This window comes from Hungatella hathewayi WAL-18680, from assembly GCF_000235505.1.
In the GTDB taxonomy this organism is placed as follows: domain Bacteria; phylum Bacillota; class Clostridia; order Lachnospirales; family Lachnospiraceae; genus Hungatella_A; species Hungatella_A hathewayi_A.
This window is the reverse complement of the sequence record NZ_JH379029.1, coordinates 590,707-617,630: the sequence shown is the minus strand read 5'-3', so window position 1 is coordinate 617,630 and position 26,924 is coordinate 590,707. Positions and strand designations below refer to the sequence as shown.

General features: G+C 50.9%; 24 protein-coding genes. All 24 read left to right on the top strand.

Annotation, left to right across the window (positions count from 1 at the left end; genetic code table 11):
- Positions 1–22 precede the first annotated feature (22 nt).
- The 24 genes from HMPREF9473_RS23640 to HMPREF9473_RS23525 all read left to right on the top strand — a co-directional run bounded on the left by HMPREF9473_RS23640 (position 23) and on the right by HMPREF9473_RS23525 (position 26,916).
- Positions 23–883: an aldo/keto reductase gene (locus HMPREF9473_RS23640; protein WP_006782757.1), complete on the top strand. Its 861-nt coding sequence runs from the start codon at positions 23–25 to the stop codon at positions 881–883.
- A complete protein-coding gene (locus HMPREF9473_RS23635) occupies positions 876–1,904 on the top strand; it encodes a Gfo/Idh/MocA family protein (protein WP_006782756.1) in 1,029 nt (342 codons plus the stop codon). The genes HMPREF9473_RS23640 and HMPREF9473_RS23635 overlap by 8 nt, the downstream gene beginning before the upstream one ends.
- The gene (locus HMPREF9473_RS23630) at positions 1,888–2,577 is read left to right on the top strand and encodes an MBL fold metallo-hydrolase (RefSeq protein ID WP_006782755.1); all 690 of its coding nucleotides are present in this window, start codon (positions 1,888–1,890) and stop codon (positions 2,575–2,577) included. Before HMPREF9473_RS23635 ends, HMPREF9473_RS23630 begins: the two co-directional genes overlap by 17 nt.
- On the top strand, positions 2,570–3,901 hold the full coding sequence (locus HMPREF9473_RS23625) for a four-carbon acid sugar kinase family protein (protein WP_006782754.1): 1,332 nt from the start codon (positions 2,570–2,572) through the stop codon (positions 3,899–3,901). Before HMPREF9473_RS23630 ends, HMPREF9473_RS23625 begins: the two co-directional genes overlap by 8 nt.
- On the top strand, positions 3,898–4,905 hold the full coding sequence (gene pdxA / locus HMPREF9473_RS23620) for a 4-hydroxythreonine-4-phosphate dehydrogenase PdxA (protein WP_006782753.1): 1,008 nt from the start codon (positions 3,898–3,900) through the stop codon (positions 4,903–4,905). Before HMPREF9473_RS23625 ends, pdxA begins: the two co-directional genes overlap by 4 nt.
- A gap of 32 nt (positions 4,906–4,937) precedes the next feature.
- Positions 4,938–5,885 (top strand): 2-hydroxyacid dehydrogenase, encoded by a 948-nt coding sequence (locus HMPREF9473_RS23615; protein WP_006782752.1) that lies wholly within the window; start codon positions 4,938–4,940, stop codon positions 5,883–5,885.
- A gap of 193 nt (positions 5,886–6,078) precedes the next feature.
- Positions 6,079–6,384 carry a PTS sugar transporter subunit IIB gene (locus HMPREF9473_RS23610; protein WP_006782751.1) on the top strand — a complete coding sequence of 102 codons (306 nt, stop codon included), beginning with the start codon at positions 6,079–6,081 and terminating at the stop codon, positions 6,382–6,384.
- Positions 6,385–6,406: 22 nt separating this feature from the next.
- Positions 6,407–7,927, top strand: coding sequence for a PTS sugar transporter subunit IIC (locus tag HMPREF9473_RS23605; protein WP_006782750.1), 1,521 nt, complete (start codon positions 6,407–6,409; stop codon positions 7,925–7,927).
- A gap of 55 nt (positions 7,928–7,982) precedes the next feature.
- Positions 7,983–8,834, top strand: coding sequence for a ChbG/HpnK family deacetylase (locus tag HMPREF9473_RS23600; protein ID WP_006782749.1), 852 nt, complete (start codon positions 7,983–7,985; stop codon positions 8,832–8,834).
- A 21-nt stretch (positions 8,835–8,855) separates the two neighbouring features.
- On the top strand, positions 8,856–10,817 hold the full coding sequence (locus tag HMPREF9473_RS23595; RefSeq protein WP_006782748.1) for a BglG family transcription antiterminator: 1,962 nt from the start codon (positions 8,856–8,858) through the stop codon (positions 10,815–10,817).
- On the top strand, positions 10,804–11,148 hold the full coding sequence (locus tag HMPREF9473_RS23590; protein WP_006782747.1) for a PTS lactose/cellobiose transporter subunit IIA: 345 nt from the start codon (positions 10,804–10,806) through the stop codon (positions 11,146–11,148). Before HMPREF9473_RS23595 ends, HMPREF9473_RS23590 begins: the two co-directional genes overlap by 14 nt.
- On the top strand, positions 11,145–11,999 hold the full coding sequence (locus HMPREF9473_RS23585; RefSeq protein ID WP_006782746.1) for a Nif3-like dinuclear metal center hexameric protein: 855 nt from the start codon (positions 11,145–11,147) through the stop codon (positions 11,997–11,999). Before HMPREF9473_RS23590 ends, HMPREF9473_RS23585 begins: the two co-directional genes overlap by 4 nt.
- A 150-nt stretch (positions 12,000–12,149) precedes the next feature.
- The gene (locus HMPREF9473_RS23580; RefSeq protein WP_006782745.1) at positions 12,150–14,201 is read left to right on the top strand and encodes a DHH family phosphoesterase; all 2,052 of its coding nucleotides are present in this window, start codon (positions 12,150–12,152) and stop codon (positions 14,199–14,201) included.
- A 1-nt stretch (position 14,202) separates the two neighbouring features.
- Positions 14,203–14,649 (top strand): 50S ribosomal protein L9, encoded by a 447-nt coding sequence (gene rplI, locus HMPREF9473_RS23575; protein ID WP_006782744.1) that lies wholly within the window; start codon positions 14,203–14,205, stop codon positions 14,647–14,649.
- Between the two features lie 12 nt (positions 14,650–14,661).
- Complete coding sequence (gene dnaB / locus HMPREF9473_RS23570; RefSeq protein ID WP_006782743.1) at positions 14,662–16,008, top strand: replicative DNA helicase; 1,347 nt, start codon at positions 14,662–14,664, stop codon at positions 16,006–16,008.
- A 148-nt stretch (positions 16,009–16,156) separates the two neighbouring features.
- Positions 16,157–16,822, top strand: coding sequence for a helix-turn-helix domain-containing protein (locus HMPREF9473_RS23565; protein ID WP_006782742.1), 666 nt, complete (start codon positions 16,157–16,159; stop codon positions 16,820–16,822).
- Between the two features lie 148 nt (positions 16,823–16,970).
- Positions 16,971–18,410, top strand: a complete 1,440-nt coding sequence (locus HMPREF9473_RS23560; protein WP_006782741.1) for a sulfatase-like hydrolase/transferase — start codon at positions 16,971–16,973, stop codon at positions 18,408–18,410.
- Between the two features lie 49 nt (positions 18,411–18,459).
- On the top strand, positions 18,460–20,199 hold the full coding sequence (locus tag HMPREF9473_RS23555; RefSeq protein WP_242830893.1) for a sensor histidine kinase: 1,740 nt from the start codon (positions 18,460–18,462) through the stop codon (positions 20,197–20,199).
- 4 nt (positions 20,200–20,203) lie between these two features.
- On the top strand, positions 20,204–21,715 hold the full coding sequence (locus HMPREF9473_RS23550; RefSeq protein ID WP_006782739.1) for a response regulator transcription factor: 1,512 nt from the start codon (positions 20,204–20,206) through the stop codon (positions 21,713–21,715).
- Positions 21,716–21,718: 3 nt separating this feature from the next.
- Positions 21,719–23,233 (top strand): sulfatase, encoded by a 1,515-nt coding sequence (locus HMPREF9473_RS23545; RefSeq protein ID WP_006782738.1) that lies wholly within the window; start codon positions 21,719–21,721, stop codon positions 23,231–23,233.
- 228 nt (positions 23,234–23,461) lie between these two features.
- Positions 23,462–24,559, top strand: coding sequence for an ABC transporter substrate-binding protein (locus HMPREF9473_RS23540; RefSeq protein WP_006782737.1), 1,098 nt, complete (start codon positions 23,462–23,464; stop codon positions 24,557–24,559).
- 17 nt (positions 24,560–24,576) lie between these two features.
- Positions 24,577–25,362 carry an ABC transporter permease gene (locus HMPREF9473_RS23535; protein WP_006782736.1) on the top strand — a complete coding sequence of 262 codons (786 nt, stop codon included), beginning with the start codon at positions 24,577–24,579 and terminating at the stop codon, positions 25,360–25,362.
- Position 25,363: 1 nt separating this feature from the next.
- The gene (locus tag HMPREF9473_RS23530; protein ID WP_006782735.1) at positions 25,364–26,161 is read left to right on the top strand and encodes an ABC transporter permease; all 798 of its coding nucleotides are present in this window, start codon (positions 25,364–25,366) and stop codon (positions 26,159–26,161) included.
- On the top strand, positions 26,137–26,916 hold the full coding sequence (locus tag HMPREF9473_RS23525; RefSeq protein WP_006782734.1) for an ABC transporter ATP-binding protein: 780 nt from the start codon (positions 26,137–26,139) through the stop codon (positions 26,914–26,916). Before HMPREF9473_RS23530 ends, HMPREF9473_RS23525 begins: the two co-directional genes overlap by 25 nt.
- Positions 26,917–26,924 lie beyond the last annotated feature (8 nt).

The window sequence follows — 26,924 nt, the reverse complement described above, 5'->3', positions numbered from 1 at the left end:
AAGCATGGGGGAAATGTGTGCGATGGAATATAGAGAATTGGGGAACACGGGAAGAACGGTGAGCCGGATTGGGTTCGGCGGTGCGGTAGCGGGACTGAAAAATTATCTTCATGAGTACGATCCGTCCAGCGACGAGAGCATCCGGGGCGTGGTGGAAGCCATTGAGAAGGCGCTGGAGCTGGGGATCAACTACTTTGATACGGCGCCTGGCTACGGAGGCGGTCAGAGTGAGAAAATGTTTGGCATGGCCCTTGAGGGAGTGAAGCCGGAATCCATTTTCCTGGCTACCAAGGCCAGTTTTGGGACCAGGGATGAAGTGATGCGCTCGGTGGAGAACAGCCTTAAGAACCTGAAACGGGACAGTGTGGATTTGCTTCAGATTCATGGGGACAGCATCAGCAGAGAGCGGCGTGACAGCATCCTGGGGCTGGGCGGTATGCTGGAGGCCATGAGAGAGCTGAAGGCGTCCGGGATGGTGAAATATCTGGGATTTACCACGGAGGACAATAATGACGTGGTGTACGAATTTATTGACAGCGGGGAGTTTGACGTGGTGCAGATGTGCTATAATTTTCTGTTCCAGCACCCTTATGAGCCGAGCCGTCCCTTTGGAAGCATGATAGAGGCGGAGAAAAAGGGAATGGGGATTGTCACCATGCGGGCGCCCACATCCGGCACCTTCCAGAGATGGATTCAGATGGTGAACCCGGAAAATACCTTCAATTACAGCCGGGCATTGATTCAGTTTGTGCTCTCCAATCCGCTGGTGGATGTGGCGCTGATTGGCATGAGAAGCGCGGCGAGAGTGGTGGAAAATGTGGAAATCTGCAATGATATGACAGGCAGAATAGACTTGGATGAGGTACATAAACGGTATGTATAAGGAGAAGATGCTAAGGCTTGGTCTTATCGGGCTGGGGGACCACATGTATCGGAGACTGTATCCGCTGACGGTGGGACTGCCGGTTCATCTGCCGGCGGTCTGTGACAGAAATGAGGAGCGGTGCCGGCGCTTCACGGAGAAATTTTCGGCGGAGCGTGTATACACGGACTTGGAGGAAATGCTCGACCGGGAAGAGCTGAACGGCGTGCTCTGCGCCGGAAATGCGGGGCTCCATTACCGGGCGGCGAAAGCCTGTATGGAGCGGGGCATCAGCCCGTTTGTGGAGAAGACGCCGTGTGAGACCTATGCACAGGCGGTGGAGCTTCGGGAGTTGGAGAAGGCTTCCGGATGCTTCACCATGGTGGGGTTCAACCGCCGGTTTACCACCTCCTACCAGATGGCAAAGGAGATTGTGGAGAGACGGGAATTCGGGGAGAAAATGCTTTATATGGCCAAGTACCACTCCTCAGTTTACCCTTCGGATGAATATTTCCTGTTGAACCATGTCATCCATCATCTGGATTTGGCCCGGTATCTGATGGGAGAAATCCGGGAAATCCATGGGGAAAAGGTCGTCCGCGGTGTGGGAAAAGCGGGGTATCATATCCGCTTTGTCACGGAGAGCGGGGCGCTGGGATTTCTGGAGACATCGTCGTTTCAGCGGGAGGATTATCCCATGGAGCGGGTGGAGATTACGGGAGATGGCTGCAATGTGATTGTCGATAACGTGAAGGGCCTGGAGTACAACCGGCCGGTGTCGGATAAGCGGGGGCTGTCGCCGGTGCTGGAACCAGGACTTGATTTGCAGGGGTGGAATTATAACCAGGGGCATTCCTCTCTGTATGGACATTATGGATTTGAGCGGGAACTGGAGCATTATGTGGATGCAGTGAGAGGGCTGGTGAGTCCGGCTGCGACGTTTGGGGATACGGCGGAGACCATGAAGCTGTATGAGGAGCTTCGGGATCACTGTGTTCCGGTTGATTCGCGGGGAGGTTACGAAGATGGGGGATGTATTTGATAAGATTCAGGGGCGGATTGAGGATTTTGAGATCATTGTCATCGGTCATCTGAAATGGAATCCATATTTTGGTGAGACGAAGGAGGCGCCGCCCAGGGGGAATCCGTCCACCTGCACCTCTACCATGGTGCGGGGAAGGATGGAGGACGGGAGCCGGTTTGTGCTTCTGATTGACCCGACGCTGAGGGTGACACCGGAGGATTATTACTTTGACATTAACCGGCGGACTGGGCTTCACAGGGAAGACATCACCCATTGTTTTGTGACCCACAGCCATTATGACCATCAGGCGGGACTGAATTATTTTCCGGAGGCCGTGTGGTATGCGGCGGAGCCGGTGGCGGAGGAGTTGAGAAGCTCCGAGCATATTGACGGAGGCCGTGTGGTGGGCGTGAGAGGGGAATTTCTGCCGGGAGTCTATGCGTTACCTCTGCCGGGCCATATGGGACACCTGCACGGGGCCGCCTTCTGGGCGGATGGCCGGCGCGTGGTGGTGGCGGGGGATGGTGTGATGACCAGAGACCATTTCAGGCATCAGACCTCCATGTTTGAGCAGGACAGTGAGGAGGCGGCTAAAACCATACGGATGCTTTCCGATACGGCGGATGTGATTGTGCCGGGCCACGACAATCTGATTATGAACGACAGAGGAGGTGGCAGGAGGCATGGCTGAGGTTTTGGTGATTGCGGATGATTTTACCGGGGCCAACGATACCGGGGCGCTGCTTCGACAGCGGGGATTTTCCACATTTTCCAGCTTCCGGGATGAGCTGCCGGACGGCGCGTGGAACCGGTATGAGGCGGTGTGCATCAACACGGACAGCCGCTCCGAGGAGGGGCAGGAGGCAAAGGCGCGGGTGTACCAGGCGGCGGTGAGATGTCTGGGGGAAGCGGCGCATAAATGGAATGGAGAAACAACGCTTGAACAGGATGGAAAGACGGGAGTCCTTGTCAGCAAGAGGATTGACAGCACCCTGAGAGGCAATATTGGGAAAGAGATAGAAGGTATTCTGGAGGCAGTTCCAAGGGATTGGAAAGCCGTGGTGGTTCCGGCGGGACCCAGGGCTGGGCGTATCTGCGTGGGCGGGTATGTGCTGGTGGAGGGAATTCCGCTGGAGAAAAGCGGGGCGGCCAGAGACCCAAGAACTCCGGTGACGGAGTCCCGGGCGGTGGACATTATCCGGAAGCAGACGGAGAGACAGGTGGACTGGATTTCCCTGGAGGAGGTACACCGGGGTGCCGGTGAGGTCGCCGGGAGACTGCGGGATTCGGAATGCTCCGTCGTGGTGGTGGACGCCGCGGACATGGATGACATCCGGACCATAGCCAGAGGGTGCGTGGAATCGGGTGTGGCTTATGTCTGTGTGGACCCGGGAGATTTTACGCTGGAGACGGCATCCCTGCGGTTTGCGGGCAGCGGTGAAGATGGGAGAAAGAATCTGCTGGTAGTCGGAAGTCTGTCGGAGACGTCGAGGGAGCAGCTGGATTTTTTGAAGGAGAACGGAGATGTCTGTCTGTATCCGGTGGACATTGAACGGCTGCTTCGGGAGCCGGCGGAGGAAATGTGCCGGGTAAACCGGTATTTCCGGGAGGAAGGGGCCGGTCATGAGAATCTCTGTATCACCACGGCTTACTCCAAGCGGTTTCATGTGGCCTCCGATTCCGGCGAGGGAAGAAGGACAGCGGAACTGATCGCGGAGGCGGTGGCCGGTCTGGCTCTTGGACTGGTGAAGCAGAGGGAAACGAAATTCGAGCTCATCTATCTCAGCGGCGGCGATATTGCGAAAGCATTTGCCGGGCTGGCTGGAATGGAGGGAGTGGAGCCCCAGGGGGAGATCAGTCCTTTGGCGGTGTATGGATATGCGGCAGGCGGAGAGGTGTCAGGGATGAAAATCCTGACCAAAGGCGGGATGATAGGAGATAGAGAGACCTTACATAAAATGTTGTCCTGTGTAAAAATGATAAATCAGATAAGTGTGCAGGAGGAAGAAGGATGAAAAAGGCAGTTGTGGTGATTCCTGTCGGTGATATCGCCGGTGTGGGACCGGAAATTGTGGTGAAGGCCATGGGGCATCCGGAGGTCTATGAATGGTGCCGGCCCATCGTGGTCGGAGAGCTGTCAGCCATGGAACGGGCGGTTTCCGTGACGGAATCAAAGGTTAAAATCCGCTGTGTGGAGCATCCGGGCGAGGTGGATGCGGAATTTGGAATATTGGATTTGATTGATTTGAAAAATGTGGACGCCAGTAAGATTGAATTTGGCAAGGTGCAGCGGGACGCGGGACGGGCTGCCTTTGAGTTTATAGAGAAATCGGTGGAGCTGTTAAAGAGTGGGGAGGCGGACGCCATTGCCACCACCACCATCAACAAGGAGGCGCTGAAGGCGGCGGATATCCATTATATCGGCCATACGGAGATTATCGGCGGACTTCTCGGCGTGGAGGACCCCATGACCATGTTCCAGGTGCAGAACCTCCGGGTGTTCTTTCTGAGCAGGCATCTGTCGTTGCAGCAGGCCATTGAGTTTGTGACGGAGGAGCATGTATACCGTTATATCAAGAGGGTTCATCAGGGAATGCAGAATCTCGGTATTGAGAACCCACGGCTGGCTATCGCCGGGCTGAATCCTCACAGTGGGGAGCACGGGCTGTTTGGCTGGGAGGAGGTCAGGGAGATGGCGCCGGCCATTGAGAGGGCCAGGGCAGAGGGAATCAATATAGAGGGGCCGATTGGGGCGGACTCCGTATTTTATCTGGCCCTGAAGGGAAACTTTGACGCCGTCATTTCCCTGTATCATGACCAGGGGCATATTGCAACGAAGATGGTGGACTTTGAGCGGACCATCTCGGTGACGGTGGGAATGCCTTATATCCGCACATCCGTGGACCATGGGACCGCCTTTGATATAGCGGGTAAAAATCTGGCCAGCGAGGTCAGCATGTGCGAGGCCATTCGTCTGGCGGCGGAGTATTCCGTCACTTATAAACCGGGAATCTGTTGAGTGAAAGAAGAGAGAAGGAGAGGGATAGAAACATGAAAATTGTACTGCTGGAATCACTGGGAGTAAAGGATGAGGTGCTGGAGGGGTATGCCCAAAATTTGAAGGCTGAGGGCCATGAGTTCCAGGCTTATGGGCGTGACATGGATACGGCTGTCCAGATTGAGCGGGCCAAGGATGCCGACGTGATTATGATTGCCAATATGCCCTTGAAAGGGGAGGTCATCCGTGCCTGCAAGAATTTGAAATTTATCGACGTGGCGTTTACCGGTGTGGACCATGTGGATTTGGAAGCAGCAAAGGAGAACGGGGTTGCCGTCAGCAACGCGTCCGGCTACTCCAACGAGTCGGTGGCGGAACTGGTGATCGGGATGACGCTGTCCCTCTTGAGAAATGTTCCCCAAGTGGATGCGAGATGCCGGGAAGGCAAGACGAAAGATGGACTGGTAGGACGGGAGCTGGCCGGCAAGACCGTGGGAATCATCGGAACCGGAGCCATCGGCAGCCGGGTGGCGGAGCTGTATCATGCATTTGGCTGTAAGATTCTGGCCTATGACTTGTACCCTAAGAAGGACGCGCCGGAATACCTTCACTATGTGGAGATGGAGGAACTGCTGGCAGGCTCTGACATCGTGACTCTCCACTGCCCACTGACATCGGAGTCCACCGGCCTCATAAACCAGGAGACCATAGGAAAGATGAAGAAGGGCGCCATCCTCATCAACGCGTCCAGAGGCCCTGTGGTAGATTCCGAGGCGCTGGCCAAAGCGCTCCACGAGGGAACCGTCGGCGGCGCCGGCATAGACGTGTTCGAGACAGAGCCGCCGCTGAACACCGATCACCCGCTGCTACACACCCCCAACACCATTGTGACCCCTCACATCGCGTTTGCCTCGGAGGAATCCATGGAGCTGCGGGCGAAGATTGTGTTTGAGAGTTTGGAACTTTGGATGGACGGGAAACAGAGGAATATTATTTTATAGTGATTTTTGTACAGAAGCTGGGTTTAGGAACGAGCTGCTGCGTATCATCAGGGATGATGGATGCGCGGCGGCTCTTTTTATATACTGTTTTGACTGTATGTTGGGACCTAATATTAGTGCCAAAGTGCAAATTGTAAACCAAATGCCATGATTTATAATAGAACTATAAAGAAAATAGTCAGGAGGGTGACAAATGAGGATTTTACTGTGCTGTTCAATGGGAATGTCTACCAGTATTGTGGTGGCCGCGATGAAACGGGCGGCTGCGGAGCAGGGGAAGAATTATCAAATCAGTGCAACGGATGTCAATTCCGTTGATGAGGAGGATGAGGTGCCTGATGTGGTTCTTGTTGGGCCGCAGGTGGCACATGCGTTAAAACAGGTACAGGAGCAGGTCAGTGGGACGGATGCCAAGGTTGCGATTATGAATAAAACCGATTACGGTAATGTGGACGGAGCCGCCATCTTGAAATTTGCAGAAGAAATTGCAGGGGTGTAAGCGGGTACGGGAAGGGAGAATTATGTGGAAAAACTTTGAAGAAAAATTAATTGAGTGGGCCGGGAAGATATCAAGAGCTACGGTGTTAAATGTGATACAGCACTCGTTTATGCTGATATTCCCGTTTATGATGATTGGTTCTATTTTTGCTCTGATTGCAGGGTTTCCAAGTGCGGCGTGGACGGGATTGCTGGCGAGTACGGGACTTGACACCATTCTGAATATTCCGGTGCAGTATACGACAGAATTTATTTCAATTTATCTGGTATTTGCAGTCGCCTATTATTACTGTGTGGAAAAAGGAAATAAGAAAAATGCCATTGTGACAGGACTGATTGCACTGTTTGCCTTTGTGATTCTTGTTCCGTATCAGACGGTTGGGGAGAGCTGGGATGCCGTGACATCAATTCCGTTTACCTATACGGGTGCCAAGGGGATGTTTATTGCACTTTTTGTAGGGTTTGGCGTGGGCGCCCTGTGTACCTATGCGAATAAGAAAAAGTGGACGATTAAAATGCCGGATTCGGTGCCGCCGTTTGTATCAAATTCATTTTCCTCGCTGATTCCGGCGTTTTTGGTGGCGTTTGTTTTTATCATTATCCGCTACGTGTTTACATTTACACCCTGGGGGGATGTATTTACCGCGTTCTATACACTGTTACAGAAACCGTTAAGCATCGTTACTTCGGGACCGTGGGGAGTTGCGGTGATTGAGACAATTTCCATGACACTGTGGTGGCTGGGAATTCATGGCGGCGCTGTGACATATCAGATGAAAAATATTCTGTTTGCGGAAGCCCGTCTCGGAAACCTGGCTCAGTATGCAGCCGGGCAGCAGATGACAAGCATCGTGACAGGGCTTTTCCTGACGCCGGGTGTGTTACCGCTGATCTTTATGTGTTTTGTAGTTGGAAGGTCTCACAGAACAAAGAGCGTAACCAGGGTTGCGGCCGTGCCTGCCATCTTTGGTATCTCGGAGCCGATTAATTTTGGACTTCCTACCGTATTGAACCCGATTATGGCGATACCGACGATTATTGCATATCCGGTTTCCGTATTTTTTACATATTTCCTGAATGTGGTGGGATGGCTTCCCTATTGTAACGGAACACAAATCCGTAACTGCCCTTATTTCATTCTGGCCTTTATCCAGTTTGGCGGATTTGTGGGATTGTTCTGGTGGATTGTGCTGTTTATCATCTGCTGTCTGATTTATCTGCCGTTTGTCAGAGCGCTGGATAAGCAGTACGTGAAAGAAGAAAGCAGAGCGACAGTTCTGCAAAATGCACAGGAAAGTATCGTAGATGCCAGCAATACGGAAGATACGATTACTATTACCTGCGCAAAGCCGGAGAAAGTGATCGAGCTGTTTGCAGGTAAGGAAGTTGCCGGTATTGCGTTTGAGGTGGTTTCACAGAAGGAGCGCAGTGTGACGGTGAAGTTTGACAATACAAAGAACAGTAAAAAAGAGACGATGGGGGCGCTGAAGAAATTCATGAAGAGTGATACGTACTTCAGCGGTCTGATGGTGCAGATTAAATAGTGATAATCAGGCAGGGTACTGAGCAATCAGTACCCTGTATACAAGGAGAACGGACATGAAGTTAATTGTAAGAGCGGATGATGTGGGATATACCGTCATACACAATGAGGGGACATTTCGGACACTGGAACATGGAATCACGACTTCCTGTGATTTGATGCTGGATACACCCGGTTTTGCGGACGCCTGCCGGAGACTGAGAGATTATCCGTGGATTAGTATTGGGTGGCATACGCATTTTTGGGGAAGACCTGTTCTGTCCGCCAGTGAAGTGCCGTCCATGGTGGATGAAGCCGGGCGGTTTAAATGGAGAAAAGACCGGACATTGACGCAGACGGTTGACTATGATGAGGCGGTCAGGGAATGCCGCGCCCAGTTAGAGAGGTGCAGGGATTTGCTGGGAAGAATCCCGGATACCTGGTCTATGGGGGGCTTTCACAATCCACTGAATAAGGCCATCGAAACCGTGTGTGATGAATATGGAATTGCCCATGATTTTTTGCAGGGAATCGGTTATAATGGAAAAAAGATTGTATGTAAAGAAGAGTATCTGGATAAACGTCTGTATGAAATTACGCTGAAGGATAATTCCTATATCAAATCGTTAAAGGTGGAAGATTTTCCTTTTTATCATCCGGCGGAGGCGATGATGGCGATGCCTGTTGAGGAGGATAAGATTGCCATGTTTTCACGGCATCCCGGTTTTCTGGATGATTATGTGCTGGCGGAATCCAGCTGTACTCTTCCCCGTGTGAAGGATGTGGAGGCATTGTGCGATGAGAGGGTGATACAGTGGATTATCGACAACAGGATTGAACTGGTGAATCACCGGGATGCCTTGTATGGAACAAACGAGTATCAGGAGCATTTAAAGGAGACTGGCAGTCCGCTTTATCTTGAAAAATAGCGGTGAAGAGAGGTGTTTGACATGGCACGGTTGAACGAAAACCAAATCTTAAAATTGATTCAGTGTGTCAGCGACAGTGAAAAACCGCTGACATGCAGTGACTGTGCGGCGTTACTCGGAACCAATGTCAGCACCTTGAAAAAGCAGTTGCAGCAGCTGAAACCCGTATTTGAAAAGAATGGATTTAAAATCCAGGGTAAGACGGGCCACGGCAATGGGCTGACGATTGTGATTGAGGATACGGATAAATACTGGAAGTACCGCAATGAGATTCTTCCACAGCAGCGTATGAATCAATTGACCAGCTTAAACGACCAGAAGAACCGTGTCAGACAGATTGAGAAGCGGTTTCTGTTATTGGATCATGAGATCAGCATGGATGATTTGGCGGAAATGCTTGCGATTTCGAAATCCCAGCTGAACAAAGATATGTCCGTGGTGAAAGCATTTTTCCGTAATTATGGAATTGAGATACAGAGTAAACCTCATCATGGAAGCCGGATTATCGCGGATGAGATTTCCAGGCGGAAATGTCTGGCGAATATTCTTCGCAGTGATATCGGGGTAGATGAAGAAAATGGGATGATGATGTATTCCGGGGCAGTGGCCAAATATATGGAGAAGCTGGATGATATCAGGGAGATTGTGCTGTCGGCGGCCGGAGAATACGGATATTCGCTGACGGATTTACTGATTCAGGACATTGTTCTTCACTTATATATTGCCATGATTCGGATGGAGGAGGGCAAAGGGATTGTTCTCGATGAGGACATGAAACATGCGCTGCTGGAGGAGCCGCACCGGCAGCTTGCCGCCCAAATCATGCATCAATTGCAGAAAAAGTTTCGGATTACCTGTTCCATCGATGAACTTTGCTATATCATTTTACATTTATCAACGAAACAGATTGCGGTGCAGGATGAAATTAATTCCGATGTGACCAACATCATAGATGAAATGTTTGCGGTTATTCAGGAGAAGTATCACTATGATTTTTCCGATAATCTTGATTTGCGTATTGCGCTGAGTCTGCATACGGTGCCGCTGTTAAAACGGATTCAATTTCATCAGGTGTGCCACAATCCGTTTACGGAAGAGATACAGATGCAGTATTTCAGAGAGTATGACATCGCGCTGCATGCGTGTGACGTGATAGGAAGGCGTTATCAGTGCAAGGTGGCGGAGGATGAGGTGGCGTATTATGCGCTGCATTTTAAAATAGCGTTAGACAGCCTGAAGGCGAAGGAAAAGAAGAAAATTCTGATTGTATGTACCAGTGGGAAAGCCACTTCCCAGATACTGCGAATCAATATCTGTAATAAATTTGGAGACCAGATTGAGTCAATTGATACCTGCAATCTGTTTGAACTGGAAACGAAGGATATCGGTGCGTTTGACTGTATTTTCAGCACGGTTCCCATCAATGCGAAGCTGCCGATTCCGGTATTCCAGATTAAGACATTTTTTGATGACAGCAGTTCTAAACATGTGGGACAGGCGCTGCGGGCTATCAGCAATATGGCCGGTAACGAAGAGCTGTTTCAAAAAGAGTTGTTTTTTAATGATATCCAGGCGGCGGATAAAGATGAAATTATCCGGGAAATGGTAGCCCGCATCAGCCGTGTCAGAACGATTTCGGATGATTTTCTGGCTTCTGTTCTGGAGCGGGAGCAGATGCAGGATACCAGCTTTGGCAGTGTGGCATTTCCGCACACCAACGGGATTATCAGCAATGAAGATATTATATCCTGTGCGGTTCTGCCCCAGCCGGTGAACTGGGGAAATTCCAGAGTGCAGATTGTCATTCTGGTGTCTTACAGGGAGGACTTTGTAAAAAAACATGATACCTTTTTTGAATTTGTGCTGGAGCTTATTAAAAAACAGGGTATGGTGAATAAATTAAAAACGGAACCGGAAATTGGGACTCTGATTGGTCTGTATCAGGAGTTCATAAGGGAGGAACATAATCATGGAAATCAATAAAGAAAAGACGTATGAGACCAGCTTTCAGATTATTATGAATGCAGGCGACGCGCAGAACGCGGCCATGAAGGCGATCAGCGCGGCGGCGGAATATGACTTTGAGAAGGCGGATGTTCTCATCAAAGAGGCGAAAGAATGTCTGAAACGGGCTCACAATGACCAGACGGAGATAATGAGCAGAGAGGCCGGCGGGGCAGCAGTGGAGGTAACGCCCATTCTGATGCATGCTTATGACCATTATACGATGGCGCTTATGGCCGTGGATATGGCAAATATGTCAATTGATTTGAATCGAAGAATTGATGAGCTTTCAAGGGCGGTGAACCCATGAAGATAGGGGAAATCATATCCAGTCTGATTGCGTGGCACCAGCCCTATGAGAATCCGAGAACGAGGGACACGGTGAAATGCGGGGATGTGGAGCAGGAGTGCACGGGTATTGCAATCACCTGTTATGCCACGCCGTCTGTGATACGGAAGGCCGTGGAGAAACATTGTAACTTACTGATTGTACATGAATCTCTGTTTTATGGGGATTCCTATGATACGAAAGCATTTTGGGACTTGCCGGCGTATCAGAAGAAAACAGATTTGTTAAAGAATTCACAAATGGTGGTGTTCCGGGATCATGACCATATGCACGGGAAGGGAAAACCCTGGGTTCCGGAGCGGATTCGGAAAGATTATATCTATTATGGTTTCATGAAAGAGATGGGATGGGAGAACTATGTAATCGGTGATCAGTTAAAACCTCTGTGGTACCGGATTCCTGAGATTTCTTTAAAAGAGCTGGCGGATTTTTTGATGGATAAACTAAACTTAAATGGAATTCGCATCGTCGGGGAGCAGGACATGACAGTTTCCACGGTGTTCATGGCGGAGCATTGCAGCGGGGAGAAGGGGGATGACGCAATCATAAGGGAGGCGGCAGAAGCGGATGTGATAATCCCACTGGAAATCTGTGACTGGACTGTCTCGGCTTATGTGCGGGATGCGGTGGAATCGGGAGAGAAAAAGGCAATTCTGGAGATGGGACATTTCAATGTGGAGGAGCCCGGTATGAAGTACATGGCTCAGTGGCTGCCGGAGGCGATTGGCACAGACAGTATCCCGATTCATTTTATTCAATCGGGAGATGGATTTCAGTACCGGTTGAGAGAGAGGCGTTTGGATTTACAATAAATGACAGTGACAGACAGGCTGGGTGCGGCCTCCGTGAGGGAGGGGTATCCGGCTTTTCTTTCATTTCCTACCGTCCCCATAGACTAACCCCTGCCTTTATGTTATAATATAAGCACGTGTGAGCTTTGCTCTTTAGATAAGGAGACGTATATGAAAGAAAAGATAAAAGTAAAAGGACAGCTGGGACTCTATCTTCAGTGGCCGGTGATTCTGTCCGTTTTGCTTGTCATCATGAATCTGATTATCGGTGCGGTGAATTTAACGGCGGGTCTTGTGATGTGCGGCCTGACGCTGATTTATATTGTCATTGCACTGTGGATTTATGTGTATAAGCGCAGACGTCTCATGGCGGGGCTTGTGGAGTTTTCCGCGGAGTATGCCTGGGTCCAGAAGAAGCTGCTGGCGGATTTGAATCTGCCCTATGCGGTGGCGGATGAGACGGGGCGTATCTTGTGGATGAACCGGGAGTTTCTGCGCATTTCCAAAGAAGAGAAGGGGTCCGGCAGGAACCTGATATCGCTTTTTCCGGAGGTGACGAAGGAGACTCTGGCTGAACTAAAAGAGACGGTCAGCGTACACTGTGAGTACGGGGAGAGCAAATACAGGATTGATTTGAAGCCGGTGCTTATGGAAGAGGACGGGGCGGAGGCCACGGATGTGCTGGGCTCGGAGGCCGACAGACAGAAACTGATTGCCATTTACCTGTTTGACGAGACGGAGATACTCAAATACAGACAGGAGATTAACGACCAGAAGATGGTGGCGGGTCTTATCTATCTGGACAACTACGAGGAAGCGCTGGAGAGTGTGGAGGAAGTGAGACGCTCCCTATTGATGGCGCTGATAGACCGTAAAATCAGCAAGTACATTGCCGGAATGAACGGCGTGGTGAAAAAGCTGGAGAAGGATAAATATTTCTTTACCATCAAGCAGCAGTATGTGCAGGAATTGCAGGACAGCCGGTTCTCCATATTGGAGGAGGTAAAGACGGTCAATATCGGCAACGAGATGGCGGTCACCTTAAGTATCGGTATGGGCATGAACGGCGAGACGTACAGCCAGAACTATGATTTTGCCCGCATGGCGATTGACATGGCGCTGGGGCGCGGAGGCGACCAGGCGGTGGTGAAGGATGCGGAGAAGATTCAGTATTACGGCGGCAAATCCCAGCAGTTAGAGAAGACCACGCGGGTGAAGGCCCGGGTGAAGGCCCACGCCCTCCGGGAGCTGATGGAGACCAAAGACCGTCTGCTGATTATGGGACACAAGCTGTCGGATATCGATTCCTTCGGCGCGGCCGTCGGTATCTACCGGATAGCGACTTCCCTGAATAAAAAGGCCAATATTGTCATCAACGAAGTGACATCGTCGGTGCGGCCGATGATGGAGCGGTTTATGAATAACCCGGATTACCCGGAGGACTTGTTCCTGACGGGCGACCAGGCGGCGGAGCGGGTGGACGCCAACACGATTCTGGTGGTGGTGGACGTGAATCGTCCCAGTATCACGGATGCTCCGGCACTGCTTCGCATGGTGAAGACCATTGTGGTGCTTGACCATCACAGACAGAGCAGTGAGATTATAGACAATGCCGTACTGTCCTATGTGGAACCTTATGCGTCATCCACCTGTGAGATGGTGGCGGAGGTGTTGCAGTACATCGCGGATGGCATCAAGATCAAATCGCCGGAGGCGGATGCCATGTATGCCGGTATCGTCATCGATACCAACAACTTTACCAACCAGACCGGCGTGAGGACCTTTGAGGCGGCGGCTTATTTAAGACGAAGCGGTGCCGATATTACAAGAGTCCGCAAGCTGTTCAGGGACGATATGAATGATTACAAGGCCAAGGCCGAGGCGGTGCGGATGGCGGAGGTGTTCGAGGGCGCCTTTGCAATCAGCGTGTGTCCGGCGGAAGGGGTGGAGAACCCCACCATCGTGGCGGCCCAGGCGGCCAACGAGCTGCTGGGCATCAACGGAATGAAGGCGTCGGTTGTGCTGTCGCAGTATAATGGCACGATTTACTTAAGCGCCCGCTCCATTGACGAGGTCAATGTGCAGGTGATGATGGAGAAGCTGGGCGGCGGCGGCCACAGGACGATCGCAGGAGCGCAGCTCCCCGGCATCACGATTGAGGAAGCCATAGAGCGGTTAAAAACCGTTATTATAGAAATGCTTGAGAAGGGAGACATATCATAACATGGAAATCGTATTACTGGAAGATGTGAAAGCATTAGGAAAAAAAGGACAGATTGTAAAGGTCAATGAGGGCTATGCCAGAAACTTTATCCTGCCCAAAAAGCTGGGTGTGGAGGCGACTCCGAAGAACTTAAATGACTTGAAGTTACAGAAAGCCAACGCGGATAAGATTGCGGCGGAGCAGCTGGCGGCGGCAAAGGAACTGGGAGAGAAGTTAGAGAAGTCTTCCGTGACACTGTCTATCAAAGCTGGAGAAAACGGCAGGGCATTCGGCTCCGTGTCCAGCAAGGAGATTGGCAAGGCGATTACGGAGCAGCTGGGGCTGGATATTGACAAGAAGAAACTGGTTCTGCCGGAGCCGTTAAAAACCTTCGGAACCCACGAGGTGCCGGTGAAGTTACACAAGGATGTCACAGCCAAGCTGGCCGTGAAGGTAGTCGAGGCTTAGGAGGCGTAACATATGGATGAAGCCCTGTTAAAAAGGGTGCTACCTCACAGCATTGAGGCAGAGCAGTCGGTGATCGGCTCCATGCTGATGGACAAGGAGGCCATTATCTCGGCCTCGGAGATTGTGACTGCCGATGATTTTTACCAGCACCAGTACGGTGTGATGTTTGAATCCATGGTGGAATTATTCAATGAAGGGAAACCGGTTGATCTGGTTACCCTTCAAAATCGTTTAAAGGAGAAAGACGTGCCTCCGGAGGTCAGCAGTCTGGAGTTCGTCCGGGATATCATTACAACGGTTCCCACTTCCGCAAACGTGAAGTCCTATGCCAACATTGTGCGTGAGAAAGCAGTTCTGAGAAGACTGATTAAGGTAAATGAAGAGATTGCCAACACCTGTTACGTGGGGAAAGATAAGCTGGAGGATATTCTGGCTCACACGGAGAAGACCATATTTGACTTGCTCCAGAGCCGTACTTCCGGGGAGTTTGTGCCCATCCGCCGGGTGGCTCTCAATGTGCTTGAGAATATTGAGAGGGCGTCTAAGAATAAAGATACGGTGACAGGCGTGCCCTCCGGGTTTATCGATTTGGATTATAAGACATCGGGCTTTCAGCCCTCGGATTTTATTCTGATTGCGGCCCGTCCTTCCATGGGTAAGACCGCTTTTGTCTTAAATGTGGTGGATAATGTGGCGGTGAAGAAGGGACTTCCCTGCATGGTCTTCAGTCTGGAGATGTCCAAGGAGCAGCTGGTCAACCGTATGCTTTCTATGGAGTCCAACGTGGATTCCCAGAAGCTGCGAGTGGGGGCCCTGACAGATTCCGACTGGGATGCGGTTGTGGAAGGAATCGGTGTCATCGGCAATTCCAAACTGATTATTGACGATACTCCGGGTATCTCCATCACGGAGCTGCGCTCCAAGTGCCGGAAGATGAAACTGGAGCACGGACTGAGCCTGGTTATCATCGATTACTTGCAGTTGATGTCCGGTAACGGCAAAAACGGGGACAACCGTCAGCAGGAGATTTCCGAGATTTCCCGTTCTCTGAAGGCTCTGGCCAGGGAGATGCAGGCGCCGGTGATTGCGCTGTCCCAGTTGAGCCGTGCCTGTGAGACGAGACAGGACCACCGCCCTATGCTTTCCGACCTTCGAGAGTCGGGAGCCATCGAGCAGGATGCCGACGTGGTAATGTTCCTGTACCGTGATGATTATTATAATAAAGATACCGAGGATAAAGATATCGCCGAGGTAATTATCGCCAAACAGCGTAACGGCCCTATCGGCACGGTCAATCTGGTATGGATGCCGCAGTATACCAAGTTCGCCAACGCGGTGCGACAGCCTTATGAGCAGTAGACAAATCGTTGATTCAGAAAGTGAATTTAGAAAAAGAGGACTTGAAAAAAAGTCTTCTTTTTTTATGGTATTTTATCATAATCCTGATTCTCAAGGCATAGACTTAAATAAAGTACAAATATTGTGAATCAAAGGAGAGGATACTGATATGGCTGAAATACATTATTTAATATCGGATGCGTCGAAAAAAGTGGATGTAGAATCCCACGTCCTGCGATATTGGGAAGAGGAATTGGAACTGGAGATTCCGAGAAACGAGATGGGGCACCGCTATTATACGGAATTCCATATCCGTCTTTTCCGGCAAATAAAAGAATTGAAGGAGAAGGGATATCAATTGAAGGCGATTAAGAATGCCCTGGACAAGATGACGGGGGTAATGGGGGAAATTGTGGTGTCGGAGGATATCATGGAAGAGGATATGAAGACGGCCTGGAAGGACAGCAAGAACGAGCCGGACAGCAAAGAGACGGGAATCAGCAAAGTGGAGCCGGCCCAGGCCCAGATTGTGATCAATGAGGAGAAGATGGAGCAGTTCCAGACGATTATGAATCACGTGATTGGACAAGCCCTGGATGCCAACCGGGAGAAGCTGAGCAACGATGTGGGAGAGATCGTATCGGACAAGGTGATGAAGGAATTTGAGTATCTGATGCGGGTCAATGACGAGAAGGAGGAGGAGCGGTTCAAGCAGCTGGACGAGACCATCCGCTCCTACCAGAAGAGCGGAAAAGGCCGCGCGGAAGCCGCCGCCACCAAGGTGCCGTTCTTCAAAAAGAAAAAGTTTGGGCGCAGCGGGAAAAAAATAAATTAAGATGGCAGGCCGTCACCGGAGGAAGGGGAGCTTTCTTCGGGGGCGGCCTGTTTTAGAAAAGGCTTTACTTTTTAAATTATTTTTTATATACTAAAGTCAAATGTTCGACTTGCCGCAGCTATTACCATGTAATAGTAAGGAGAACAGCATGAGTTATAAAAAACCAAATATTGTTTTTATATTATCAGACGACCAGGGTGCGTGGGCGATGGGGTGCTCCGGTAATCAGGAGATTATCACGCCGAATATGGACAGACTTGCCAGAGAGGGGATGCGCTTTGAGAATTTTTTCTGCGCTTCACCGGTATGTTCACCGGCGAGAGCGTCTCTTTTGACGGGGCGGATTCCATCTCAGCATGGAGTTCATGACTGGCTTAGGGATGATAATAAAAAACAGGAGGATATAGAATACTTGAAAGGGCAGCTGGCCTACACGGACCTCTTGAGCGAACATGGTTATGTGTGTGGGCTGTCAGGGAAATGGCATCTTGGGAAAAGTTCTGTACCTCAAAAAAATTTTACACACTGGTTTGCGCACAAGTCTGGCGGAGGCCCTTATTATGGTGCGCCGTTTTATCGAGAGGGCCAGCTTGTGACCGAGCCAGGTTATGTCACCGATGTCATCACGGATGACGCCATATCTTTTATGAAAGAGTATGCCAACAGGCAGCCTTTCTATCTTCAAGTCGGCTATACGGCACCTCATGCGCCGTGGCTGAACAATCACCCCAAAGAATATACGGATTTATATGAAAAATGTCCCTTTGAGTCATGTCCCATGGAGGAGGAACACCCTGACAGCATTTATCTGACGGAAGAGGTGCTGAAGGATTTGAGGTCCAATCAGATAGGATATTACGCGGCAGCAACGGCCATGGACAGAAATATCGGGAGAATTCTGGAGCAGATTGAGGAGCTGGGAATCCGTGAGGAGACGCTGGTTATATTCAGCAGCGACAACGGTTTCAGCTGTGGGCATCACGGATTCTGGGGCAAGGGAAATGGAACATTCCCCATCAATATGTACGAGTCCTCCGTGAAAGTCCCCTTTATTGCCAGCCAGCCCGGCGTCATTCCGGCGGGTGTGGTGAATGATTCCCTGGTATCGGCCTACGATTTTATGCCCACACTGCTGGATTATGTGGGGATAGGGTGGGGAAGCCAGGAGACGCTTCCAGGCAGAAGTTTTCTGCCGGCCCTGAGGGGAGAAGCGTTCCAGCAGGACGAGCATGTGGTCGTGATGGATGAATATGGCCCAAACCGGATGATACGGGGGAGAAGGTACAAGTATATCAAGCGGTATCCCTACGGTCCAAACGAGCTGTATGACTTAGAGAAGGACCCGAAAGAGCGAAGGAATCTGCTTCTCGGCGGGGAGGGGGACAGCGCCCTTATCCGTCAGCAGTTGGACTACGAGTTGGAACAATGGTTTTTAAAATACGTCAATCCGGAAATTGACGGGGCCAGGGAAGCTGTGTACGGCTCCGGACAGATTCAGCTTGCGGGAATGTGGAGTCATGGGGAACCGTCCCACAGCTGTGATGATTACATAAAAGAAAAATTGCAAAAAACAAAAGTGGGTGAGTGAGATAAAAACATACCTCAGTAAGATAAAAAAAGCGTTTGGAAAATTGAAAGTGCAGTTGTACCTGGGCTACGCGGTGACCTTTGCGGTGATATCGGTTCTGATATTCTCCGTCATGTTTTTTGGGGTCAGAAAAATGATGGTCAGCCAGATCGGAGAAAGCCGCCTCGATGTGCTGAAACAGATATCGGAGCGGTCAAACTCCATAAAGAACAGCACCATTACGATTTCCAACCTGTACCGCTACAACCAGATGGTATATGACTGCCTGACGGGGGAGGCGGCCGGGGAGGAGTCCCAGCAGTATCTGGACGGACTGAAGGACATATACGATAAGGTGTTTCACGACGTGGGGCTTTCATACGATGTGGTGATTATCGGAAACGATGGATTCCGCTACTCCTCAAACGGGGAGGAATCCTACGATTTCGAAGGTCTCAAGAATCAGCTGTGGTTTCGGAAAAGCTATGATGCCCAGGGAGATATCGTCTTTATCAGCAGCTTCCGGGAGAAATTTGACCGGGCCAGCCAGAAGGAGCGGTATGTATTCAGCGCGTTCAGTAGAATTACGGACCAGAACGGAAAAGAACTCGGCACAATCCTTGTAAATGTGGATGAAAAGTATTTATATGAGCTGTACGAACTGCCGGGACAGAACAGCAACATCTACATTTTTGACAGCAAGGGAAATATCGTCTCCAGCAAGGAGAAATCCCTGCTGGGCAAAAATTATATCGGGGTAGACAATTTCCGGACGCTTTATGGGGAGAATCAGACCCATATGATCAAAAAACTGGGGAAAGAATATCTGCTATCCAATTGTTATGACCCACAGACCGGCTGGACCATCGTGGAGGAAATGCCGGGGGCGTTGATTATGAAACCTATGAACCGGTTTCTGCTCATCCTGATGGCGATTCTTTTGGCCTGCCTGATTGCCGGAGCCGGAGTATCCTACTATGTGGCCGAGCGGCTGGCCAAGCCGGTGTTAAAGCTGTGCAGCTCCATGAACCAGGTCCGCCAGGGAGATTTTGACGTGATTAGCGACATTGGCGGTTATGAGGAAGTCATCCAGTTGAAGGACAGCTTCAATGATATGGCGGGAGAAATCCGCAATCTGATGGAGAGTATTCAGAAGAAGGAGATTCTAAAACGAAAGTCGGAAATGGATTTTCTGCGGGCGCAGATTAATCCGCACTTTCTGTACAACACTCTTTTCTCGATTCAGTGTATGACGGAGCTTGGAAAGAATGACCAGGCGGTCCATATGATGGCGGCGCTTATCGACTTGCTGAAAAAGACACTGTCGGTGGACACGGAGCTCATCCCATTAAAAGAAGAATTTGAGAGTACGGAGAAATATCTGGTCTTGCAGCAGATTCGGTATGGGGAGAAAATACATTTCGAGTGCGATATGGGACGGGAGACGGAAACCTGTCTGGTGCCGGCGCTGATGATTCAGCCCATAGTGGAGAACGCGATTTTCCACGGGCTGGAGGCGAAGGAGGACCCGGGGCTGATTATTGTGGAATCATCGGTATCGGACGATATGTTGTTCATCACGGTGTCGGATGACGGAATCGGCATGGATGAGGAGGAATTGGAGCAGCTTCGAAAGAGCTTTGATGACAGAAAATACCAGAGTGGCCGCTCCATTGGAATCAGCAATGTGAGCAACCGGATTAAGATTAACTTTGGAGACGAATACGGATTGACGGTTGAGAGCGAAGTGGGAATCGGAACCACTGTTACCATGAGGCTTCCGGCCATAGAGCGTGCAGACAGGGGATGAAAGAATGAAAATACTGGTTGTGGATGATGAGAGAATGATATGTGAATGGCTTGAATACTGTATCCAGAACAATCCGGGATGTGAGCTGGCCGGCTGTGCCCACAATGGGGAGCAGGCGCTGGCGCTGTTCAAACAGACGGACGTGGATGTGGTTTTCACCGATATTAAGATGCCGGTTATGGGGGGGCTGGAGCTGTTAAAGAAGATTAAGGAGCTGGCGCCTAAGACGGTCGTGGTTATGCTGACTGCCTTTGCGGAGTTTGACCTTGCCAGAGAGGCCATCCGTCTGGGGGGAGATGATTATCTCATAAAAACGGAAATGAACAATCAGACATTCCGGGAGGTGCTAAAACGCCTGGAACAGCGGATATCGGAAAACGGAAGCCACAGCAGTGTGGAGGTGGAGAGTACGGGGCAGCAGCATTCCATCATCAGCGATATCTTAAAGGGAAACCGGACGTTGAAGGAGGAGGATATCCGAAAGCTGAGGGACTGTCATATCAGATGGCGGGACGACGGCCTGTTTGCGGTGGCGGTGTGGAAGCAGGAGCTTTTGCAGGGATTTACGCTTCCGGAAAATTCGATGATTCACCATATGATGGGATTTGAGTATGACAGCCGGACCTACGTCATGGCCGGAAATCTGGTGCGGAATCTGTCGGAACTGAAGAAGATTCAGCTTCTTCACGACTATGTGGCATCGATTGGGGCGAAAAATCGATGTATGGTGGGAGTGAGCACCATAACCGACAATCTTTCCCACGTGACAACCGTGGTGGAGGAGGCGGTCTGCGGATTAAACTGCGGCTACTACTCCGGAAAAGTGAAAGCATGGGGAACTCCGGTGCGCGGGGGAGAGATTCAGGAGACTTATGAGCAGTGGAGAGAATATTACAGAAGGCAGCGCCGGGAACTCTATGAGCTGGACGGACACGCCTTTTATCAGAAGCTGGAAGAAGTGATGGATAAGTCTGAGGAGGAGGAATCCATACTGGTGCCGGAACTGCTTGCTTTTTGCTGCGATGCCATGGAGATGGCTCATGTGCGGTTTGGACACGAGGATGCCGAGCTGATGTACCGGATGATGGCGGACTTAAAGACAGAGGCGCTTCAATCCACCTGTTTTCAGGAGGTCAAGGAGAAGATACTGGATTTTGCCAGAAATATTCTGTCCTATCAGAATGTGGATGAGAGCAAGCTGTCCAAAGGAGTCGCAGCCGCCATGGATTACGTCAGAAAGCATTACAGCGAGGCCATCAGTCTGGAGCAGGTGTCCCAGGAGGTCCACTTAAACAGCGAGTATCTGTCCCGCATCTTCAAGGAGGAGGTGGGATGTACTTACAGCGCGTTTCTCTCGGAGACAAGACTGAAAAAGGCGGCATACCTGCTGTCACACACCTCGGAGCGGGTGCAGAAAATCGCGGAGCAGGTGGGCTATCCCAACGTAAGCTATTTTTCAACTACATTTAAAAAGCGTTATGGGATTAATCCCTATGAATATCGGAGAGGGGAATAAAATATGAGAGTCATTATGGTAATGTATGATTCATTGAATCGGAACATGCTGGAGCCTTACGGGGGAGGGCTGGCGGCAACTCCGAATTTTAACAGACTGGCAGAGCGGTCGGTGACGTTTGACAACTGTTATGCGGGGAGTCTGCCCTGCATGCCGGCCAGGCGGGAGCTGCACACCGGCCGTTATAATTTTATGCACAGAAGCTGGGGGCCGCTGGAGCCCTTCGATGATTCCATGCCGGAAATCCTGAATCATCACGGCATCCACTCCCATCTGGCCACCGACCACTATCACTACTTTGAGGATGGTGGGGCGACCTATCATACCAGATACAGAACCTGGGAGGGATTCCGGGGACAGGAGGGGGATGCGTGGAAGGGCGTTGTGAATTACAGAGAGCAGCTTCCCGCCTATGAAAACCGCTGTGATGGCGTGGACGACAGCTGGGAACACAACTGGGTGCCCCAGGATTTGATAAACCGGACGTATATGGGGGAGGAACGTTTACAGCCCCAGAGCCAGACCTTTGACGCGGGAAAGGAATTTATCGAGACGAATCATGAAGCGGACCAGTGGTTTCTCCAGATAGAGACCTTTGACCCCCATGAGCCGTTTTTTTCCCAGGAACGGTTTCAGAAGCTAATGCCCCACCACTACGAGGGGGCAATCTATGACTGGCCGGATTACCGAAAGGTGGACGATAAGGATACCCCGGAAATCATCCGCCATCTGCGCTGCGAATATGCGGCTCTGCTGGCCATGTGCGACGAAAAGCTGGGTGAGATTCTGGATTTGATGGACAGGTATGATATGTGGAAGGACACCATGCTGATAGTCAACACGGACCACGGCTTTCTGCTCTCGGAGCATGGACAGTGGGCCAAATGCCACTGCCCCTTCTACAATGAGGTGGCGAGAATCCCGCTGTTTATCTGGGACCCGGTGAGCCAGGAGAGGGGAAAACATGTGAAGAGTCTGGTGCAGACCATCGATCTGCCCGCCACCATATTGAAGCAGTTTGATATCGAACGGCCGGAGCATATGGAGGGAATTCCGCTTCAGGGAGTCATAAAGGAGGATAAGCCGGTCAGGGAAGCGGCTCTTTTTGGCATTTTTGGCGGACAGATGAACTGTACGGACGGGCGCTATGTCTATATGAAGAGTCCGGTCTGCCGGGAGCAGGAGATTTATCAGTATACGCTGATGCCCACCCGCCACGGCGGCCGCCGGGCATTTATCCCGCCGGAGGAATTGGGGGAAATGACGCTGGCAGAGGGATTTTCTTTCACAAAAGGGCTGCCGCTTATGAAGATTCCCTGCAGACAGTTGCCAGCCCAGGCGGAGTATGAGACCATGCTGTTTGACTTAGAGCAGGACCCATGCCAGGAACGGCCATGTCAGGATGAGAAGGCCAGAATGCGGATGGAAGTGCTGATGAAGTCCCGGATGATAGAGAACGAATGTCCGGAGGAGCTGCTGATCCGGTACGGCTTTCAGGACGGGGATGTCAAAATATAAAAACAAATGTCAGATAAGTGAAAGCCAGAAATCAAATAGATGTTAAATTGTTGTAAAAAGCAAAAGAAAAGTAAAATATCAGAAAAATATTGATTCCTTTGCTGCTTTATAATCAACTCATAAAAGGAAAACACGGGAAGTTCGGAGTTGGTTGCGGCAAGTCAAACGTTTTTGTGTTTTCCTGGAACATGACAATGAGAAGAGGCAATGAGAAGAGGAGGAGTCAACATGAAAAAGGGAATGAAGGCATTAAAAAGAGTGGCGGCAGTCGGTCTGGCGCTTGCGTTAACCGGCTGCGGGGCATCAGGAACGTCATCACAGAGCACCGCCGGACAGGGACAGGACGCCAAAACGGAGGCGGCAGGAGGAGATGCCGGCACAGCAGATTTGCCAACACTGAGAGTCGCCATGATGCCATTTATCACAAGTCTTCCTACGGAATATATCAGGAAAAACAAGCTGGATGAGAAGGCGGGCTTCAAGATGGACACCATCATGTTTGCCACGGGGGCGCCTATGAATGAAGCACTGGCAGCCGATTTGTGGGATGTAGGAGCCATGGGAGCGGCGGCCGTGACTGGCGTGGCAAACTACGATATGATGATTATCGGCGAGGTTCTGGAGTCCACGGACGGACTTGGCGTTTTTGTAAAACCAGATTCTCCTATTGCCCAGGCAAAGGGCTATAATCCGTCCTATCCCAATGTGCTGGGCGACCCGGAGACCGTAAAAGGCGCGACGATTCTTCTGCCTATCGGAACGGCACAGCATTTTACCACGTTAAAATGGCTGGAGAAGCTGGGACTTGGCATTACGGACGTCAACATTGTAAATATGGATACGGCCCAGGCCTATCAGGCGCTTCAGGCCAACCAGTGTGACGCGGTTGCATTGAATGTTCCAACGTTTTTTGAGGCGGTGGATGACGGTATGGTACAGGTAGGCAACCTGGCTGATTTGGGCACCAGATATGTGGACATGGTAGTGGCGAACAGGAAGGCAGTGGAAGGCAAGCAGGAGCTGGTGCAGAAGTACATCGACTGTGTGAAGGAAGCATGCAAGGCCCTCAATGATGACCCGGATATGGCGGCCGACCTTATGGTGGACTTTTTAAAGGATGCCGGCGCGGAGGCCAGCAGAGAGAGCTGTGTCAGTGATTTGGGCAGAGTGCGCTTTATCACGGCGGAGGACTGGAAGGACCGTGAAGTGGGCAATTTTGCAAGAGAACTGGGTGAGTTCTACATCAGCCTTGGACAGCTGGAACCGGAGTTGATTGACAAATTCAACAGCAACATTGTATCTGATTTTGTGAAAAGCGGAAATTAACCGGGGAGGACAGGCAGATGAAAGAGATAATTGCAAAGTATAAATATCGCCTGATATCCGTATGCTCTGTTGTGGCAGTACTGTTTATCTGGGAAATGGCAACAGATATTTTGCATCTGATATCTCCCATGATGCTTCCAAGTCCGGCCAAGGTGTTTCACACATTTATCTACAAACTGACAGGAGGGGTCAATCCGGATGGAGCGACCCTTCTCCAGCATATAGCGGCCAGTATGAAGATAGCTCTTGGAGGCTACATCGTGGGTGTGGTGATTGGTGTCCCCTTAGGGATTGCCATGGCATGGAACAGAAAGTTTGAAATGTTTGCGAAACCGTTGTTTGACGTGATACGGCCTATCCCGGCGCTGGCCTGGATTCCGCTGATGATTCTGTGGCTGGGAATCGGCTACTGGTCCAAGGTGGGCATCATCTTCTTTGCGGCCTTCATCAGCGCCACCATCAATTCCTATACGGGGATTAAGCGGACCACACAGGTTCATCTGTGGGTGGCGAGGACCTTCGGGGCGTCCAACCGGCAGATGCTTTTTAAAGTCGCGATACCTACCGCCCTTCCCATGATATTTACGGGACTGCGGCTGGCGCTGGGGTCCTCCTGGGTGGCTCTTGTGGCGGCGGAGCTGCTGGCGGCCACCAGAGGGTTAGGCTACATGATTCAGGTTGCCAGAATGCTTGGACGGCCGGATGTGATTCTGGTTGGTATGATTACCATCGGAGTGATTGGGTATCTGTTGTCAGCAATTCTTGAAAAGCTTCAGAACAAATATGTGAAGGGGGGACGTTAACATGGAGAGTAAGGCAGAGCGTTTTATGCGGAAACACATGGCGGCATTCATGACAGTCGTGGCATTTGCGTCCCTTTTGATTGTATGGGAGCTGGTATCCCGCTTTACCAAAGCCGGAATGTTTCTTCCGCCTGCATCGGAAATCATTACGAAATTTATCAGCAGCTTTACGGTGCCGATTGGCAAATATACTATGCCGGTGCATATCGGCGTGAGTCTGTACCGGGTGGGAGTTGCATTTATCATAGCTACGTTGACGGGGATTGCGCTGGGCGTGTCCATGGGGTACTCAAAGACGGTGGAAGCGATTATAAAACCAATCTTTGAATTTATCCGGCCTATCCCGCCGCTGGCCTGGATTCCCATGTCTATCCTGTGGTTTGGGCTTGGAGACCAGAGTAAATTCTTCATCATTTTCCTGGGCTGCTTCTGTTTTATAACGGTAAATACCTATGACGGGACGAAGAACGTGGACCCGGTGCTTTTAGGAGCAGCCAGAATGCTTGGGGCGTCGGAGCGTCAGGTGTTCTTCCGGGTGGTGCTGCCGTCATCGGTTCCCTATATCTTTGCGGGACTTCAGATTGCCATCACCGCCGGCTGGTCGGCCGTGGTTGGCGCGGAGATGGTGCGCTCCGATGAGGGCGTAGGCTGGCTGATTGTCATGGGAATGACAAACGGTAACACGGTTCAGATTATGGTGGGCATGCTGGCAATCGGCATTGTCGGATATGTGCTGGCCACAGCGATGGCAAAACTGGAGGGGAGGTTGTGCATATGGAATCAGCAGCAGGGACTGTGATGGACGTGCTTCAGTGCAATCACGTATCCAAAGAGTATGACAGTTTTGACGGCTCAGGGAAGCATCAGGTTTTGGGAGATATCAACTTCAAGGTACATAAAAATGAATTCCTGGTACTGTTTGGGCCGGGACAGTGCGGAAAGACGACACTGCTCAACATCCTGGCTGGGCTGGAAATGCCGACCACAGGGGAAGTTATTGACCATGACAAGACGGTGACGGCGCCATCGCCGGAGCGGGGAGTCGTCTACCAGAAGACGGCGCTGTTTCCATGGCTGACCGTGATGGGAAATGTGGAGTTTGGCCCGAAGGTTTGTGGGAAGAGCAGGGAAGAGAGAAAGAAGACGGCGGACCACTATATTGAGCTGGTGGGGTTAAAAGGGTTTGAGAAGAGCTTTCCATCCCAGTTATCCGGCGGGATGCGCCAGAGAGTGGGGATTGCCAGAGCGTACAGCAACAACCCGGATATCCTGCTGATGGATGAGCCATTTGGCCATCTGGACGCGCAGACGAGATACATGATGGAGGATGAACTGCAGAGAATCTGGCAGAAAGAAAAGCGGACGGTGGTGTTTGTCACCAACAATATTGAGGAGGCGCTGTTTTTGGCGGACCGCATTATCCTGATGACGAATTGTCCTTCTGTCATCAAGAAAGAGTATGTGATTGATTTGCCCCATCCCAGAAGCTATGTGGATGCCGAATTCCTCCGCCTGCGCCAGGAGATTACGGAAAATATGGATAAATCGCTATAAGGAGGATG

Excerpts from the sequence above, each read along its gene's own strand:
- HMPREF9473_RS23585 (WP_006782746.1), top strand. The coding sequence starts at position 11,145 with ATGAAGATAGGGGAAATCATATCCAGTCTGATTGCGTGGCACCAGCCC.
- HMPREF9473_RS23615 (WP_006782752.1), top strand. The coding sequence starts at position 4,938 with ATGAAAATTGTACTGCTGGAATCACTGGGAGTAAAGGATGAGGTGCTG.
- HMPREF9473_RS23535 (WP_006782736.1), top strand. The coding sequence starts at position 24,577 with ATGAAAGAGATAATTGCAAAGTATAAATATCGCCTGATATCCGTATGC.
- HMPREF9473_RS23565 (WP_006782742.1), top strand. The coding sequence starts at position 16,157 with ATGGCTGAAATACATTATTTAATATCGGATGCGTCGAAAAAAGTGGAT.
- rplI (WP_006782744.1), top strand. The coding sequence starts at position 14,203 with ATGGAAATCGTATTACTGGAAGATGTGAAAGCATTAGGAAAAAAAGGA.
- HMPREF9473_RS23540 (WP_006782737.1), top strand. The coding sequence starts at position 23,462 with ATGAAAAAGGGAATGAAGGCATTAAAAAGAGTGGCGGCAGTCGGTCTG.
- HMPREF9473_RS23635 (WP_006782756.1), top strand. The coding sequence starts at position 876 with ATGTATAAGGAGAAGATGCTAAGGCTTGGTCTTATCGGGCTGGGGGAC.
- dnaB (WP_006782743.1), top strand. The coding sequence starts at position 14,662 with ATGGATGAAGCCCTGTTAAAAAGGGTGCTACCTCACAGCATTGAGGCA.
- HMPREF9473_RS23580 (WP_006782745.1), top strand. The coding sequence starts at position 12,150 with ATGAAAGAAAAGATAAAAGTAAAAGGACAGCTGGGACTCTATCTTCAG.
- HMPREF9473_RS23545 (WP_006782738.1), top strand. The coding sequence starts at position 21,719 with ATGAGAGTCATTATGGTAATGTATGATTCATTGAATCGGAACATGCTG.
- HMPREF9473_RS23625 (WP_006782754.1), top strand. The coding sequence starts at position 2,570 with ATGGCTGAGGTTTTGGTGATTGCGGATGATTTTACCGGGGCCAACGAT.
- pdxA (WP_006782753.1), top strand. The coding sequence starts at position 3,898 with ATGAAAAAGGCAGTTGTGGTGATTCCTGTCGGTGATATCGCCGGTGTG.
- HMPREF9473_RS23550 (WP_006782739.1), top strand. The coding sequence starts at position 20,204 with ATGAAAATACTGGTTGTGGATGATGAGAGAATGATATGTGAATGGCTT.
- HMPREF9473_RS23560 (WP_006782741.1), top strand. The coding sequence starts at position 16,971 with ATGAGTTATAAAAAACCAAATATTGTTTTTATATTATCAGACGACCAG.
- HMPREF9473_RS23630 (WP_006782755.1), top strand. The coding sequence starts at position 1,888 with ATGGGGGATGTATTTGATAAGATTCAGGGGCGGATTGAGGATTTTGAG.
- HMPREF9473_RS23525 (WP_006782734.1), top strand. The coding sequence starts at position 26,137 with ATGGAATCAGCAGCAGGGACTGTGATGGACGTGCTTCAGTGCAATCAC.
- HMPREF9473_RS23595 (WP_006782748.1), top strand. The coding sequence starts at position 8,856 with ATGGCACGGTTGAACGAAAACCAAATCTTAAAATTGATTCAGTGTGTC.
- HMPREF9473_RS23640 (WP_006782757.1), top strand. The coding sequence starts at position 23 with ATGGAATATAGAGAATTGGGGAACACGGGAAGAACGGTGAGCCGGATT.
- HMPREF9473_RS23605 (WP_006782750.1), top strand. The coding sequence starts at position 6,407 with ATGTGGAAAAACTTTGAAGAAAAATTAATTGAGTGGGCCGGGAAGATA.
- HMPREF9473_RS23610 (WP_006782751.1), top strand. The coding sequence starts at position 6,079 with ATGAGGATTTTACTGTGCTGTTCAATGGGAATGTCTACCAGTATTGTG.
- HMPREF9473_RS23600 (WP_006782749.1), top strand. The coding sequence starts at position 7,983 with ATGAAGTTAATTGTAAGAGCGGATGATGTGGGATATACCGTCATACAC.
- HMPREF9473_RS23590 (WP_006782747.1), top strand. The coding sequence starts at position 10,804 with ATGGAAATCAATAAAGAAAAGACGTATGAGACCAGCTTTCAGATTATT.
- HMPREF9473_RS23530 (WP_006782735.1), top strand. The coding sequence starts at position 25,364 with ATGGAGAGTAAGGCAGAGCGTTTTATGCGGAAACACATGGCGGCATTC.